At 48.2% G+C, this 16,217-nt stretch carries 16 protein-coding genes; 13 read left to right on the forward strand and 3 right to left on the reverse strand.

Annotated elements, in window-relative coordinates:
• Positions 1-50: 50 nt before the first annotated feature.
• The 7 genes from IC230_RS22575 (at position 51) to IC230_RS22605 (ending at position 6,636) form a co-directional block, all read left to right on the forward strand.
• Complete coding sequence (locus IC230_RS22575; protein ID WP_191041327.1) at positions 51-569, forward strand: DUF4494 domain-containing protein; 519 nt, start codon at positions 51-53, stop codon at positions 567-569.
• 178 nt (positions 570-747) lie between these two features.
• Positions 748-1,194, forward strand: coding sequence for an HYC_CC_PP family protein (locus IC230_RS22580; RefSeq protein ID WP_191041328.1), 447 nt, complete (start codon positions 748-750; stop codon positions 1,192-1,194).
• A gap of 75 nt (positions 1,195-1,269) precedes the next feature.
• Entirely contained in the window at positions 1,270-3,534 is a 2,265-nt protein-coding gene (locus IC230_RS22585; RefSeq protein WP_191041329.1) for a TonB-dependent receptor, read from the forward strand.
• Positions 3,535-3,550: 16 nt separating this feature from the next.
• Positions 3,551-4,117 carry a helix-turn-helix domain-containing protein gene (locus IC230_RS22590; RefSeq protein WP_191041330.1) on the forward strand — a complete coding sequence of 189 codons (567 nt, stop codon included), beginning with the start codon at positions 3,551-3,553 and terminating at the stop codon, positions 4,115-4,117.
• A gap of 172 nt (positions 4,118-4,289) precedes the next feature.
• Positions 4,290-4,646 carry a four-helix bundle copper-binding protein gene (locus IC230_RS22595; protein ID WP_191041331.1) on the forward strand — a complete coding sequence of 119 codons (357 nt, stop codon included), beginning with the start codon at positions 4,290-4,292 and terminating at the stop codon, positions 4,644-4,646.
• Positions 4,647-4,731: 85 nt separating this feature from the next.
• Entirely contained in the window at positions 4,732-6,204 is a 1,473-nt protein-coding gene (locus IC230_RS22600) for a hypothetical protein (RefSeq protein ID WP_191041332.1), read from the forward strand.
• A gap of 66 nt (positions 6,205-6,270) precedes the next feature.
• Positions 6,271-6,636, forward strand: coding sequence for a heavy-metal-associated domain-containing protein (locus IC230_RS22605; RefSeq protein ID WP_191041333.1), 366 nt, complete (start codon positions 6,271-6,273; stop codon positions 6,634-6,636).
• A gap of 33 nt (positions 6,637-6,669) precedes the next feature.
• On the opposite strand, the gene IC230_RS22610 is transcribed toward IC230_RS22605, so the two are convergent.
• Positions 6,670-7,056 (reverse strand): hypothetical protein, encoded by a 387-nt coding sequence (locus IC230_RS22610; protein WP_191041334.1) that lies wholly within the window; start codon positions 7,054-7,056, stop codon positions 6,670-6,672.
• A 225-nt stretch (positions 7,057-7,281) separates the two neighbouring features.
• Here IC230_RS22610 and IC230_RS22615 point away from each other — a divergent pair, with 225 nt between their 5' ends.
• The 3 genes from IC230_RS22615 (at position 7,282) to IC230_RS22625 (ending at position 12,540) form a co-directional block, all read left to right on the forward strand.
• Positions 7,282-11,412, forward strand: coding sequence for a hybrid sensor histidine kinase/response regulator transcription factor (locus IC230_RS22615; protein ID WP_317171818.1), 4,131 nt, complete (start codon positions 7,282-7,284; stop codon positions 11,410-11,412).
• Between the two features lie 150 nt (positions 11,413-11,562).
• The gene (locus IC230_RS22620) at positions 11,563-12,003 is read left to right on the forward strand and encodes a cupin domain-containing protein (RefSeq protein WP_191041336.1); all 441 of its coding nucleotides are present in this window, start codon (positions 11,563-11,565) and stop codon (positions 12,001-12,003) included.
• Between the two features lie 123 nt (positions 12,004-12,126).
• Positions 12,127-12,540, forward strand: a complete 414-nt coding sequence (locus IC230_RS22625; protein ID WP_191041337.1) for an ester cyclase — start codon at positions 12,127-12,129, stop codon at positions 12,538-12,540.
• Between the two features lie 412 nt (positions 12,541-12,952).
• On the opposite strand, the gene IC230_RS22630 is transcribed toward IC230_RS22625, so the two are convergent.
• A complete protein-coding gene (locus IC230_RS22630; protein WP_191041338.1) occupies positions 12,953-13,108 on the reverse strand; it encodes a hypothetical protein in 156 nt (51 codons plus the stop codon).
• 15 nt (positions 13,109-13,123) lie between these two features.
• Between IC230_RS22630 and IC230_RS22635 the strand changes: the two genes are divergently transcribed.
• Positions 13,124-13,423 (forward strand): helix-turn-helix domain-containing protein, encoded by a 300-nt coding sequence (locus IC230_RS22635; protein WP_223860798.1) that lies wholly within the window; start codon positions 13,124-13,126, stop codon positions 13,421-13,423.
• A 293-nt stretch (positions 13,424-13,716) separates the two neighbouring features.
• On the opposite strand, the gene IC230_RS22640 is transcribed toward IC230_RS22635, so the two are convergent.
• Positions 13,717-14,328 carry a TetR/AcrR family transcriptional regulator gene (locus tag IC230_RS22640; RefSeq protein WP_191041340.1) on the reverse strand — a complete coding sequence of 204 codons (612 nt, stop codon included), beginning with the start codon at positions 14,326-14,328 and terminating at the stop codon, positions 13,717-13,719.
• Between the two features lie 86 nt (positions 14,329-14,414).
• Here IC230_RS22640 and IC230_RS22645 point away from each other — a divergent pair, with 86 nt between their 5' ends.
• Both IC230_RS22645 and IC230_RS22650 read left to right on the forward strand, forming a co-directional pair.
• Positions 14,415-14,846 carry a cupin domain-containing protein gene (locus IC230_RS22645; protein ID WP_191041341.1) on the forward strand — a complete coding sequence of 144 codons (432 nt, stop codon included), beginning with the start codon at positions 14,415-14,417 and terminating at the stop codon, positions 14,844-14,846.
• Between the two features lie 138 nt (positions 14,847-14,984).
• On the forward strand, positions 14,985-16,202 hold the full coding sequence (locus tag IC230_RS22650) for a serine hydrolase domain-containing protein (protein ID WP_191041342.1): 1,218 nt from the start codon (positions 14,985-14,987) through the stop codon (positions 16,200-16,202).
• The last annotated feature ends 15 nt before the right edge of the window (positions 16,203-16,217 follow it).

Below are 16,217 nucleotides of genomic sequence, written 5' to 3' on the forward strand. Positions count from 1 at the left end.
CACCTTTGTCCCTCAAAAAATGTTCTATTTACGTATCAAAACTTATAAAAATGCCCAACTGGTTTCTCGGAAAAATCCGCTATCAACAGCCCGTTGACGACTCGAATGTCGGCAGCCGAAATGAGGAGTTTATCAAGCAAAAAACTGTAACGGAAGCGTATTTGGTGGATGCCGTTAGCTACACCGATGCAGAGACTCGGCTTTATCAGGAGATTGCAGCGAACACGCCTGACTTCGAGATCACGAACATTTCGCGTATGAAACTGGCCGATGTCTTCCACAACGAAGAAGGGGGCGAAACCTGGTTTAAGGTCAAGGCGATGTTTATTACCGACGACGAAAAAACGGGAAAACAGAAGAAAACACCGAGCGTCATGCTGGTGAATGCCGAAACTCCCAAGCAAGCGTACGAACGGGTGGAAGTGAGCCTGAAAACGGCACTCGATCCATTCGAAATTACGGATGTCAATACAACGAAAATTCTGGACATCTTTCCCTATACAGAAGAGGCTGCCCGTAACTTACGACCGCTCAGCGAATTGGTGAGTCCGGAGCCGGAAACAGTTTAGAAATTAAATTAGCCCCTAAATCCCCCGAAGGATACTTGGCTTAGACATAAACAAAGTCTCCTCCAGGGGATTTAGGGGCTAAGCTTATTGCAAAATGGCCTTTTAGTTTTACAGAATTCTGGCCGATTACTCAAACTAGTTGCATTGAATCGCTACAAATGCAGATATTTGTCCCATTATGAAACGCACTCTGTTCCGATTGTTCAACATCTTAATGGCCTGTGTCGTGCTGCTGAGCAGTACCGGCTTTGGTCTGGTTGAACATACGTGCCAGATGCGGGGGCATAAAAAAACGATGCTTGTCGCGTTCAGCGACGTTAAGTCACAGAGTTGCGCTACGGATGAGCAGCCTATGCCATCAAAGCAAACGGTGATTAAAAAAACTGAATGCTGTCAGGACGATCAGCGTTATGAGAATGTTGATATTTCGTCGTCGATAAGCCAGTTTGTTGCCAAGCTGGTTAAGAACATCACGGAAGCCGTTGTCGCTGGTTTCGTGTCTGTACTTTCGTGGCTTTTCGAACTGGTTTTTACTCAGAAATCGGCATCGGTTTCGGCCTTTCCGTCTCCTCCTTCGCTTTCCGGGCGCGATATTCTGACGCTCGTTCAACGTCTGCTTATTTGATACGTTGTTTGATGATGCAAACCGGTGTCGCTACGATATCGGCTTGGTGTACCTATTCATCAAACCAACAAACTCATGCGATTTCTTTCATTGTGGATTGCGCTGGCAGTTGTTGCGACTGCTCAGGCTCAGTCCGATTCAACAAAAACAATACATCCATTAACGGATTCGTCTGCTGCTCAATCGGTTATTCGGGGTAGTGTTAGCGAGGTCGTCAATGGAAAACCCGTTCCACTGGTTGGCGCCACACTTCTGTGGTTGGGAACCTCCGCCGGAACGGTGACCGCTGCCGACGGGAAATTTCAACTACCGGTTCATTCGAGAACAAACCGACTCGTGGCGAGCTACGTAGGCTACCAGCCTGACACACTTGCCATTACTAATCCAGCCGCCAGTGTACTAATTAAGCTACGTAGCGAACGGACCTTACAGGAGGTAACCATATCGGGAGCACCCGGCCAAATTGATCAGGTCAATCCGATTCATACCGAATTCATCACACAACGGACGCTGGCGAAAGCGGCCTGTTGCAACCTCTCCGAGAGTTTCGAGACCAATGCGTCGGTAAGCGTATCGTATAGTGATGCCGTTACGGGAGCCAGGCAGATCCAGTTTCTGGGGTTGGGCGGTCAGTACGTTCAAACCAATGTCGAGAATATTCCGACGGTACGTGGACTCGCTACGACGTTCGGCCTGAATTACATTCCTGGAACCTGGATTACGAGCATTGATATTGGCAAAGGTGCTGGTTCAGTCGTAAACGGCTATGAGTCGATGAGTGGGCAAATGAATATTGAACTTCAAAAGCCCGACGACGTGAACAAGTTGTTTATCAACGGGTATGTAAACAGTTTCGGACGGATTGAAGGGAATGCCAACTGGTCGAAAGCGCTGAACAAAAAGTGGAGCGTAGGCCTGTTAGGGCATGCCAGCACGCTACGTACCGAACTGGATCAGAATAAGGATGGATTTCGGGATTTACCCTTATATACGCAAGTGAACGCCATCAATCGGTATAAGTACAGCAATGAACGATTCATGGCGCAGTTTGGCGTAAAGGCACTTTACGAAGATCGCGACGGCGGTCAATTAGCGCGCTTTGGTTCATCGCGGTATAGTTTTGGCAACACGACCAAACGCCTGGAATTCTTCTCGAAAATGGCGAAGTTGTACCCCGAAAAACCCTACAACGGACTGGGTCTGATTCTGAATGGCGTTCATCACGAACAGAACGCTAATTTTGGGTATCGACCGTATGTGGGTCAACAGCGAACACTCTACGCAAACCTGATTTATCAGTCGATTATCGGAAATACAAATCATGCATACAAAACCGGTCTCAGTTATCTACTGGATGATTATCGCGAGCAATTAGGGTATATACTGACCAATCGGACGGAATCAGTACCGGGTGTTTTCGCCGAATACACCTATACGTATCCTGAAAAACTGACGCTGGTACTGGGCGGACGGTTCGATTATCACAATCTGTTTGGCGCCCAATGGACACCCCGAGCTCACCTCAAATATACCCTTAGTCAGAACGTAACGTTGCGGGCGTCGGCTGGACGAGGATTCCGAGTGCCGAATCTATTTGCCGAAAACTTCGGGTATTTGGTTAGCTCACGAGCCGTCTTTAACGATGCCCAACTACGTCCTGAAATCTCGTGGAATTATGGAGTAAGCCTGACGAATGAGTTTGCGCTGTTTGGGCAGAAAGCGTCGTTCGTGCTGGATTATTACCGTACGGATTTTCGGGAGCAGTTGATGGTCGATCTGGAACATCCCCGCGAGCTGCACTTCCATAATCTCTATGGCAAATCGTTCGCGAATAGTTTTCAGGCTGAGTTGAATTACCAACCCATGAAACGACTGGACGTAAAGCTGGCGTACCGACTCTTCGACGTTCGGCAGAGCATGAGCGTGCCCTCGGGTGATACGTTGCTGTTACCGCGCATGATGATTCCTCGCGATCGGGTGCTGCTGAACGTAGCCTATGCGCTCCCATTCGACAAGTGGAAATTTGATGCGACCATCCAGTGGAACGGTTCCCGGCGGATTCCCTATCTACGCGAAGGAGCCGATTATGAGCAACCACCCTACGTACCAATCGTGTATTCCCCCGGTTTCGTTAACCTCAACGCGCAGGTTAGCCGGGCGTTTCGAAGTGGCTGGGAGATCTACCTGGGTGGTGAAAACCTGACGGGCTTCCGCCAGAGTAATCCGATTTTCGCGGCATCGAACCCATTCGGGCCTGACTTCGATGCCGGTACACAGGCGTGGGGGCCGATTACGGGCCGAATGGTATACGCAGGTTTTCGCTTTAAACCACAACTTTAACGCCGTTCCGACTACTATGACACTGATTATCCGAAATATGGTGTGCGACCGCTGCAAGCGGGTCGTGCGCGAAGAGCTTGAAAAACTGGGTCTGGTGGTAAATCGGGTTGAGCTGGGCGAAGTTGACGTTGCGGATCTGCCAGCAAACTTAACGCTTGACGAAGTGCGTCTGGCCATGCAGAACAACGGATTTGATTTAGTCGACGATAAAAAACAGTCGTTGGTGGAACACATGAAAGTGTTGCTGATCAATGAAGTTCAGCACCTGAAAGGCGAACGACTGGCCACCGAGAACTATTCGACCTTTCTGGAGCGAAAGCTAGGCTATGAATATTCGTATCTGAGTGGTCTGTTTTCTGCCCACGAAGGACAGACGCTTGAAAAGTACATCATCGCGCTTAAAATTGAGAAAGTGAAAGAATGGCTACGGTACGACGAACTAACCCTGAGCGAAATCGCATGGCGCTTGAATTATAGTAGTGTTCAGCACCTCTCGAACCAGTTTCGGCAGGTGACTGATATGACACCGGGGCAGTTTAAAAAGTCGGCTGTGGCAGGACGACGTAGCCTGGACAGGATTTAATGGTGAACGAGTAAATGATAGAATGAGCGAATACCATCCGTTAGGAGATGATGTGCCAGCCATTCACTCATTCACCATTAAATCTCATCCATAATTATGTAAAAACTCTATCGACTAGACGAAGTTATTTTGATAGATCAACGGTGGTCTGCTAAACTGAAAACCGATAGTTATGGAAACGACACAACACAACCACACACATGTCGACACTTGTTTTGAGTGCGCTGAAGCCTGCGAACGTTGCGTGACAGCCTGTCTGGAAATGCACGACAGCGATAGCAAAGGACACGACATGACCGCCTGTATCAAACTTTGCCGCGACTGCGCCGATTTCTGCACCATGTGTGGTCGGCTGGATGCTCGTGGGTCAGATTTTTCGCGCGATTTTATGGCGCTCTGCGCTGACGTATGTGAAGCCTGCGCTGAAGAATGCGAGAAACATGCTGACCACGTAGCACACTGTAAGGCCTGCGCCGAAGCCTGTCGGAAGTGCGCCGAAGAGTGCCGGTCAATGTCGGCCAGCGCATAATACCTCGCCATTGGTGGTCATTCTGTCGCCAAACACGATACATGACGATGCTTGACCACCAATGCTAATTAACGGAAACAACCTGATGAACAGATTTTTAGTAAGTACGCTACTTTGTGTGAATGGACTAGCCTATGGTCAGCACCAGCATCAGGAAGGTATGAAAATGCCCTCCGATACGGTAAAGAAAGCAAGCCCTGCCAAACCGATGGATCATTCGATGCATCAGGGAATGGAGAAGCACAGCCTGATGGGCGACGGAGCCATGATGAATTACGGCTTTACGATGGATACCACTATGGGAATGACGCATTCGCTTTCGCGCAATCTATCCATGAACCGCAACGGCTCGGGTACGTCGTGGCACCCGGACAATACACCCATGTACGCTTACATGAGTATACCATCGGGAAGCAAATGGAGCTACATGCTGCATTATGCTGTTTATCTGCGCTATACCAGTCAGAATGCAAATAACGCCGATAAGCGCGGACATGCCCAGCAATTTGGTGCACCGAACTGGGTTATGGGGATGGCGCAACGTAACATTGGGCAGCGCGGACTGCTTCAGGTGCGGGCTATGCTTTCGCTCGATCCGCTGACAGTGGGCAATGGTGGTTATCCGTTATTGTTCCAGACGGGTGAAAGCTATCAGGGCCAGCCGCTCGTTGATAAACAGCACCCGCATGACCTGGTTTCCGAACTGTCCGTAAGTTATAGCCACGCAATCAGCAAAGACATCGACCTGTACGGATACGTCGGCTACCCCGGCGAACCAGCCCTTGGACCGCCCGCTTTCATGCACCGAATTTCGGCGTTTGGTATTCCCGAAGCACCGCTGGGTCACCATTGGCAGGATGCTACGCATATTCTGTTTGGGGTAGCAACCGCCGGATTCCGGTATAAATGGGCGAAACTAGAGGCCTCCTCATTCACGGGCCGCGAACCAAACGAGAAGCGGTATGATTTCGACAAACCCCGATTTGATAGCTATTCCTATAGAGTATCCGTCAATCCGTCGCCGTCACTGGCTTTGCAGTTCTCGCAGGGATTTATTCACAGCCCCGAAGATTTGCATCCTGAAGAGAATGTAACGCGGACCACTGCTTCTGTTCTGCACAGTAAGGGCTTGAGTCCAGGGCGTTACATAACGTCGGCCTTTGTTTGGGGACGTAACAGTCACGACGGAGAAGGCGAGAATTCTTTCCTGGCCGAAAGTAGTTTGCAGTGGGAGAAAATTGCTTTTTATGGTCGGTACGAGAATGTCAGTAAGTCGTTAGAAGAATTGAGTATCAGGATACTTGATCCAATTGGTCAAACCAGCTTCTCGGTACATAGTCTTACGCTCGGTACGAACTACCGAATTGCTCAGATGCACAACACCGACTTGGTCTTAGGTGCTCAGGTGACCAGCAGCATGCCCGACAAATTTTTACAATACTACTACGGCACAATGCCTGTTTCAGGCGAAATTTATTTGCGTATTTCTCCCAGTCTGATGACCATGCGAAACATGAATCATTCGGGTCATGGCCAGACAAAAGGAATGCGTCACTAATAAGCCCATTCAGGCACCTTCTGAATAAAAAATTCGTTATCAATTCACCATAAACCAATTACCGTTATGCTACGTAACCTATTCTTGACCGCTCTAACCTCATTAGTACTACTGGGCAGCTCATTTGCTACTGCATCCGCCAGCGACGACAAGGAGAAAGAAGTTAAATTGAAAACGTCGGCCATTTGTGGTATGTGTAAAGCACGTATCGAACGAAATCTGGCGTTCGAAAAGGGCGTTAAAGAAGCCGATTTAGACGTAAAAACGAAAGTCGTAACGATCAAATACAACCCGGCCAAAACGGACGTAGCAAAGCTGAAAGCAAACATCAGCAAAACGGGTTACGACGCTGAAGACGTACCCGCCGATGAAGTTGGCTACAACAAACTACCAAGCTGCTGCAAGAAAGGTGGCGGTATGGATCATCAATAAAATCAATTTTTTGGTAAACAGAACAGCCCGGAATCATCTGATCTCGGGCTGTTCTGTTTGTAGCTGTGTTGAGTAGTTGATTCTGATGATTCGCTTCCCATTATCTGATGCCTGTTCGATGGTAATGGTATCAATCAGAATTTCTTTTTTACTCAGCAAGCTCTTTACGAATTTTACGTCGGTTGTGGACTTACCGTTGAGTACATAAGTAACGGTTTTGGGTGGATAATTGAACAGATTAACGGGATGTTGCCTGCTACTACGTTCTACTGTACCCTGTTCAGCTACGTAATCGATTATTTCTGAATCAATTGGCTTGATTTGTTGATACGTCGGAAAGGGATCGGTCGTGCGTTTCGACTGGCCAAATGAGCCAAGTGAACGTAAACCAAACAGGATCACTACCAAGAGTAACTTCATAAAGCCTGGGCATTTTTTGATAGTAGATCCAACAGAATCCGCTGGCGTTGTAAATTCCTGGTTAAATTGTATAAATGACTTATTTGATTAGAAAGTATATTGGCAGGATTTTAAGCTAGTTTCTAAACGGTTTTATAAAGCCATTCGATGGAGAACTCACTCTGGGTTCTCGTTTTGTTAACTAGTCCAATCTGTTTCCTCTTTTTGTCGGCTTTACCGAATAGCGTGAAAACTGTACGTCTTTTCATTGGCCTACTCTTGCTTGGGCTGTGTAATCTGGTTAGAGCTCAGCCGTATGTGGCCTGGGTAAAACACTATGGTCCAGAGAACGGGCTGGCCCACCGGGAGGTCAATGCGATCATCCAGGATCGGCAGGGATTTATGTGGTTTGGGACCAAGTTTGGCCTCAGCCGATTCGATGGCAAGACATTCACTACGTTCACGAAGGAACACAACGGCCTGGATTTCGATGACATTCATTCCATTGCCCTGGATGCAACGGGAAATTTATGGCTCATGGGACCTAACGGCCAGTCTCAAGTTACAATCTTTAATCCATTAACAAATAAGGCTACATCCCTCGATAAAACATTTGCCGGGCAACTGCCTTCAACGCCGTTGAACGATCTGTGGAGCCTGGTAAGCAGTAATAACGGTACTATTTTCCTGACTAATTACCACACGGCTACGTTGGTTTCGTATCATCCAACGTCGGGTCTGCATACGATTACTTTACCACAGTTTAAAACACTGGGCATTTTTCAGGCTACCGCTCACAATACCGTTTGGGCCATTGCAGACGAACACCAACTTGTTGAATTAACAACCGATGGCCGGGTTTTGCATCAGTTTTCACATGGACAAGATATCGTCAATTGGTGTTTTGGGCAGCGCAATGCGGGGATTGAATTTTTCTACACGGTTTATAATCCGGCAAAAGGTGGGAAACATACGTTTTATAGTGTCGATGAATCGGGTCATCGGCGGGAATGGCCCTCGGCTCTGCTGCAATCGATGAAACGATATATGGGGCCGGTCTGCTATCCCGTTGACCGGTCTGGTTTGCTCTGGGATGGAATCAGTTTGCGGGATTCGACCAATCGAACCCTTCTGAGTATTGCGAACCAGACCGCTGGTGAAACCATTGAGAACCGCTACTTTTATCGCGACCCGAACGGGCAGTTTTGGTTAGGCACCAGTTTTGGCGTCTATCAGGTCAACTTAACCCAAAACCATTTTCACCGGTTAATTTATCAGGAGAACAACAAAGGCGATCAGGTATCCGCTATTCGGGGTATTGCTGTTCTGGGCGATCAGGTCTTTGCCAACCTCGAGAAATTTGGCCTTTATTCGGTTCCGCGGCAAGGTGGATTACTCAAAAAGTTGTACACGAATAGTGTCTTTGCGTACGGGTTGGCGCAGGATGGACAAGGCAAGTTTTATGCGGGTAATGGGAATCAGCTAATCCATTATGATCCGTCGGCAGTTGACTTTACCGCGATAAAACTACCCAACGCTTCTACGATCTGGGCGCTTCATCCTGTTGGCCCTGATCGGTGGCTGATCGGGACCCAAACGGGGCTTATGTGGGCTGATACCAGAACCCGGGTGGTCAAGCCCTTTACAAACTATAATGAGTTCACTGAACTCGCCCAGTCACACATACTGCACATTGCTCCCGACCGACAGGGCTCATTCTGGATTTGTGCGACGACCGGATTGTACATGGCTGACCCGACAAAGGGGGTTATCGCTCGCTATTGGAGTGGTGGTCAGGGTACTTTTCATCTGCCTGCTGATAGCTACCAGCATCTTTATCAGGATACGGCCGGAACCTACTGGCTAGCCACAGCCAATGCGGGGCTGATCCGCTGGGACAAACAGTACGGCCAATACCGGCAATTCCGACGTAGCGAAGGCTTAGCCAATGACAACATCTACGCCGTCTACCCTGATCGACGGGGCAAACTCTGGCTCAGCAGCGATTACGGGATAATGCGCTTCGATCCGGTTCACTTGACTACCCGGACGTATTTTGTGCAGGATGGCATTACCCACAACGAGTTCAACCGCATTGCTCATTTCCAGGACACAGCTGGGCGGATCTATTTCGGAGGGTTGAACGGAATTACCTGGTTTGATCCCCGGGATTTTGAAACGGAAAAGCCTCCGGTTTCCCTCCAGATGCGCCTGATTTCATTCCGTCAGTCCGACAGATCAAGTAATCAGCTCATCGATAAAACGACAGAACTTGCTCAGACCCATCAAATCGTTATTCGCCCCGGCGACCAGACGGCGGTGCTGGAGTTTGCCTTATTGAACTTTGCCGATGCCGAGAAGAATGTTTATGCTTACCAGTTTGAAGGCCTGGACAACGCCTGGACGCGGCAAACCGAGTCGTCGTTACGGTTGGGTAATCTGCCCTACGGTACGTATCAGTTACTGATTAAAGGGCAGGCTGCCAACGGGCGATGGTCGGCCAATACGTTGACGATTCAGGTGGATGTGCAACGACCGTTTTACCTACAGGCCTGGTTTATACTATTGGTAGTTTTGGCACTGATCGCCGGTATCTGGGGATGGCTGAGGTGGCGTACCTGGAACCACCAACAGGAGCAAAACCGGTTACAGGCCGAAATCAAACAGGCTACTGCCCGTATTGAACAGGATAAAGAGGTTATTGAACAACAAGCGTATGCCCTTCATCAGCTCAATGAAACCAAGTCGCGCTTTTTTGCTAACATTTCGCACGAGTTTCGCACACCACTAACCGTTATACTGGGTATGGCAACTGAGGTCAAACAGAAAGTCACGGGTGAGCAGGAGCGTAGCGTACGGCGGGCGAGTGATCTAATCGAGCGCAACGGGAACAATCTGCTGCGGCTGATCAATCAGATTCTCGATCTCTCGAAACTCGAAGCGGGGGAAATGTATTTGCAGCCCATCCAGGCCGATCTGATTCGTTTCACGCGCTACGTCGCCGAGTCGTTCCACACGATGGCGGCACTCAAGGACATCCAACTCCATTTCCAGACCGACAACAAGATACTGGAAACTGATTTCGACCGGGATAAACTGCAGGATATTCTGTCTAATCTATTAACCAACGCCATTAAATTTACCCCGTCGGGCGGATACGTTTATCTGCAGGTAATTACGCAAAAGAATGAGGATTCACTCGCTAGTCAGGGATATTACGAAGCCGTTGTACCAATACGGCAGCCGGATGAGTCCTGGTTTTCTATTCGTGTACGCAATACCGGACCTGGAATCGAGCCAGGTGAATTGCCGCTGATCTTCGACCGCTTCTTTCAGCGGTCCGCCGATGCGGTAGCAAATCAGCCAGTTTCTGAAACCGGAGGAACCGGTATTGGCCTCTCACTCGTGCGGGAGTTGATGATGCTGATGCAAGGTGGCCTGGCGGTTCGAAGTCAGCCCGGTCAGGGAGCGGAGTTTGTCATTCGTTTACGCCAGACACGTCTGGCTACGCCGGTTTCTGAACTCGTTGAAGACCCGGTTGTTATTCATTCTGACCGAATGGAGGCCATTGAGCCGATCACCGATTTAGCCGAAGAAAAACCGCTTCTCCTGTTGATAGAAGATAATGAAGACGTAGCCACGTACATCATAACCTGTATTCAAGACGATTACCGGATCATCCGTGCTGACAACGGACAGACCGGTATTGATTTGGCTTATGAAAACGTACCCGATCTGATTCTGAGCGATGTGATGATGCCCCAGAAAGACGGGTTTCACGTATGCGACGAGTTGAAAAACGATCAGCGCACGAGCCACATTCCCATTGTATTACTCACGGCCCGAGCCGCCGTGAGCGACCGGATTAGCGGTCTCCGGCGTGGTGCCGATGCGTATCTGACCAAGCCGTTTCAGCGGGAAGAATTGCAGTTGGTATTAACGAACCTGCTCCAGGCCCGGCATCGGTTGCAGCTCTATTACAGTCAACTGGCGCTCCAGCTAACGCCCACCAGCCCTTCAGCGGGTGAGACAGATGATTCGCTGGAAGACCAATTTTTGCTCCTGCTCCGCTCGACGCTGGAAACCGAGTTGGCGAATGCCGATTTATCGATTGACGAACTTTGTCAGCGGCTAGGCATGAGCCGCACGACACTCCACCGGAAGCTGGTAGCCCTGACGGCTATGTCTATTACCCAGTACATACGAGTCTTTCGGTTGGGTAAAGCCCAGAACTTACTGACCACTACGAATCTGAACATTTCTGAAGTTGCTTACTCGGTCGGCTTCGACGATCCCAAGTATTTCAGCCGGGTGTTTTCGGAAGAATTTGGCGTTTCGCCCGTTAATTTTCGTCGTTCGGCTCAATTAAAACAATAGTCCACCTTTTCGACACAATTCTCCACCTAATTCCACAGCTCTTCCTATAGATTTGCAAAGCCGTGTTTAGCCCTCTTTTTGTTCGCAATCAATCGGAGGTGTGATCGGTTTTTAACCAGTTGAAAACTGGTCAATCAAAATTTTAGCGATATGTTTCCCGTATATAAAGAGCAGATTACCATTGGCGGTTTACAGTTGAATTTCTTAGTGGATGGCCAGGATACCGAGGGTAGTCTGGTTATGTTTGAAATGTTTGTACCGCCTAATGCTAAAGTACCAGCTCCCCACTTTCACGTAGAAGTCGATGAAACGCTCTATGTCCTGGAAGGAAAGTTGACTATGCTGTACAATACAGAAACCCGCCAGTTAAATCCGGGTGATACGTTATTTATTAAGCGCGGCCTTATTCATGGATTTACCAATGAGCATACCCAAACTGCGCGCGTTCTTTGTGCGTTGTCTCCGGCCAGCATCGGTCCAGCTTACTTTCGCGAACTGGCAGTCGTGATTAATGCTGGTGGCCCGCCTGATCGGCATCAGATTTTGTCCATCATGAAACAGTATGGTCTGGAGCCAATACAAGCTAACTGATCAATCCAGTTAATGGGATGAATACCCATTGATTGTAGAGAGCTATAACAGAATCGGGTTATACGACCCTGATTGTTTGTCAGCTATTTCGACCTATCAAAAGCAATTAACAATTTCATTACCATGAGTCTGGAAGAAAACAAACAGTTTATGAATTCCTTTATTGAAGAAGTCATAAACAAGAAAAATTTGGCGGCAGCGGACAAGCTGGTAGCCGAAGATTTTATTGAACATCTGCCCTTTCCTGGTCAGGGGCCTGGACGGGAAGGGTTGAAATTTGCCCTCAATTCCATGTTTATCGGATTTCCCGACATGAACTGGACGGTGCACGAGCAAATTGCCGAAGGGGAAAGGGTGGTTACCCGATTTAGCTGGACGGGTACCCACCAAGGAGATTTTATGGGTATACCGGCCACGAATAAACGAGTTGACGTGTGGGGCGTAGTGATCGATGTGGTTAGAGACAACTTATTTTCTGAAAGCCGGATTATCATGGACACAATTGGCCTTTTGCAACAAGTAGGCGTGATGGCTTAGACGTATAAATACTGCGGGTGAAAGCAATACAGCCAGCAGACTGTTAAATTTAGTTTTCAACAGCCTGCTGGCCCATTGTTAGTCTTGTATTAGTTCGATTCAAGCGTACTTTTATGCCTATCCATTTGGTGGGAGCGGTCCTTTAGCGTGATGGGTTAGCTAACTTAGCAAAACCTAGTATCGCATAGCCTTAACAGCACAGGCGGTATGGTAGTGATTCGAGCAGAAAAATAGTAATACCGTTCCAGGTTAACTTTACCTTCTCTGTTACCTGACTAAAATTCATTTTAATGTCCGAAAGATTTCCGGACAAGACATCGTTGTTTTAGGCGTCTATAGGCTGTCAAACAGTACCAACTTCTAGCTATTCTACCCTACTACTCCGAAAGTGTTTACGCACCCCAAACCTCAGTTAACCTACCTTACTAAATCCTTTCAGCGGGAAGAGTGAAGGTGGTTCTTCGTGATTTGCTTCAGTCAAGACGGAATCCACAGATTCATTATAGCCAGCTTTCCCTTCAAATAAATCGATCCGAGCTGTGAATCGCTGGAAGATCAGTTTCTGCACAGATTAAGGCTGGTACTGGAGCCGCAATTAAACAACGCCCATTTCTCCATTAACGAAATTTGTCAGCAGATGGGCATGAGCCGGACTACGCTTTATCGAAAAATGATGGCCCTTACGGGCTTATCGATTACTCACTACGTTCGGTCGCTCCGATTGGAGAAAGCCAGAGGGTTGCTTCTATCGACACGGTTCAACATTTCCGAAGTTGCCAATTGGGTAGGCTTTAAGGACCCCAGGTATTTTAGCCGGGTTTTTGCGGACGAATTTGGTATTTCGCCCACTAATTTCCGCCTGTTGGCCCAGACGGAACAATAGTCCACCTTTTCGGCACAATTCTCCACCTCATTTGGTAGCCCTTCCTGTAGACTTGCAGAGTTATTTGACACCAGAAAATAGGTCTGCAACGAACGTAGTGGCTGGAAGCTATACTGGCAAAGCAAGCTTTCGCAAGGCCTATTTTTAGTGACTATGACCAGGCAAGATCGAATACTAGACTTTCTTATTAAAGCTTGTCGGTTGATGTGTACAGGAAAAAGGACAGTTTAACCTTCATACCTTATGATAAAACGAAGCGTATACGTGGCTTGAAAAGAGGGTTAGTTTGGCGGCTATGCTCTATCCAGTTCCATACCTTTCAGGATCATCTCCAGCGCCCAGCTCAACAGCTTATTGGATTCTTCGTTCGTCAATCCATTTACGTCTTTGTTGGCAATCATCGGTTCGATTCCCGACAAGGCTGAGATGATCTGTTTAAGCCGGTCATAGTTTTGGACGCCAATCCGTTGTGTATGAGGTTGCATTACGGCTTCCAGGACAGCCGGTCGTCTGGCTCCTCTGAGCTGCGCTGACTGTCCCTTTTTTACGGATTCGTTTAATACCACACTCAGATACTTCCTGAAAGCCAGCTCATGAATCTCCGCATGCTTATTAAAATAGTCCTGCACATAAAGAAGAGACTCAGACAGAGTCATACCCTTTATGTCTGCTAAAAAATCATCCGGTTGCTTGACCCGGAACGCCAGCGCTGCTTCGGCACACAGCAAATCGATGGTGGAATAATAGCGGTAAATCGTTGCCCTGGATATACCCATCGCCTGAGCGACATCTTCCAGCGAAAACAGGGCCTTTGTTTCCAGGAGTTTCTGGGCTGTATCCAGAATCTTGTGGCGCGTTTCGAGCTTCTGGTTGATCCGGCCGGTCGTCAATTGTTCATTTTTCATGAGACAAATATCTCATAAAATTTGCAAAGTCCATAATTGTCCATTTACATTTGTGAGACAGTTGTCTTATAAACTTCGTATCAATCATGAATAAAGAATTACTATGCCTTGGGCACAAAATCAGTGTACATCAGCCATTGGGCAATTTTGATCTGGTGGAAGGGACAACCCCGCCCAACGTGCCCGGCCCGCCACCGCATTACCATACCGGCTATAATGAGCTTTTCCTGGTGCTGGAGGGGAAAATGGAATTCATGAAGGATGGTAAGCTGACCACCGTTGAAACGGGTGAATCCATCGATCTACCGCCCAATACGTTGCACACGTTTAAGAATGCGGGTGATACGCCTTGTCGGTGGCTGAATATTCATAGTCCCAAAGGGTTTCTGTCATTTTTCGAAGAATTCGGTATAAACGCCCAGGAGGGAAATGCCTTTGAAAAATCAGTTGACAGCGCGGTCATTAATAAGGTGATCCAAAAAGCTACCAGCTACGATATGCATATTGTCATGCCGTAGCTGTTCATTCCTTCCTCCACCAAAGACATATTTTCTCCTAAAGCCTCTGTATTATCTGCGATCAGATTAGTGCGCTTTCTGATAGGTTACCTGGGCGGCAGGCTTCGAAGAACTTATCTCTGTTACGTTAATTCGACAATGAAACTTTCCTCTTTTACTATTCAAGTTTTTGCCTTACCGCTGGTCGGCTTTACGCTGCAAGCCTGCCTACTCAGGGACCACCTGACACCGCTTGAGCCCCGAACTCAACTCCAGCAACTCGCCGATAGCGTTTATCGGCAGATGAAAGCGGAATGGGGCGTCGACAAAGGGGGCGTTTTAATCCGGGTGGCCAATCCAGCCGGTTCGTATCTGGTTTCCAGCAACATCGACCCCGCCGTGCAGGAGAATTCTCATTTTCGCATCGCCAGTATAACCAAGACCTTCACGGCGGCTTCCATCATGCGCCTGTATCAGGAAGGTCTTATTTCGCTCGATGTGCCGATTTCGACGTATCTGCCCGATTCGCCGGACTTCGATGTACCCTACAAAAACCAGATTACCATCCGGCAATTGCTCCAGCATCGGGGGGGTGTCTTTGACGTAACGAATCAGGATATTCCGACAACCGTTAATCAACCTTACGCGGGTAAGCGCTACTTCAGTTACGTTATGGAAGACCTCAACCAGCCCACCCATACCTTTACCCTCAATGAAATGATCGGCGTGGCTGCTCGCAACAAATTGTCCAATTCCGCTCCGGGTGTTGAGTTTCACTACTCCAATACAGGTTACCATTTGATGGCAAAAATTGTTGAGCAGATTTCGAAGATGTCCTATAGTGAGTACATCACCAAGACCTTCTTTCAACCGTTAGGCCTCACCAACACCTACAGCGTCTATCTGGGAACAGACACACGAATGAAAGAACCCTATCTTAAATCCTATCTCTATGTACCTGGTCAGAAGGCTCAGGAAACCTCGTATGATAATATGTCGGTCCTGGTATCTGATGGAAACGTGGTTTCAACACCAGCCGACATATCAACCTGGATCGAAAAGCTGCTGACCGGTCAGGCGGGTATTTCGCTGGAGAATATAGCCAAAATGAAAGAAATGCAAGTGGCGGATGCCGATCACGGGGTGTACGGATTAGGCCTTACGTATAATGAGGGTATTGGCTTTGGTCATGATGGGGCTCATCTAAGCTACATCTCTACACTGCGCTACAACCCGGTAACCAAAACGACCGTTCTGGCGGTGGCTACTATTTTCAAAATCAATACTACCCCGGAATCATCCAGAGAGGACTTTTTGAAATTGGCTTTTGGTATGCAAAAAACAGCTCTGGCGGCTAGCCAGCTTATAAACCGTTAATGCGTGCTGAGCCTA

The organism is Spirosoma validum (assembly GCF_014699035.1).
Lineage (GTDB): Bacteria > Bacteroidota > Bacteroidia > Cytophagales > Spirosomataceae > Spirosoma > Spirosoma validum.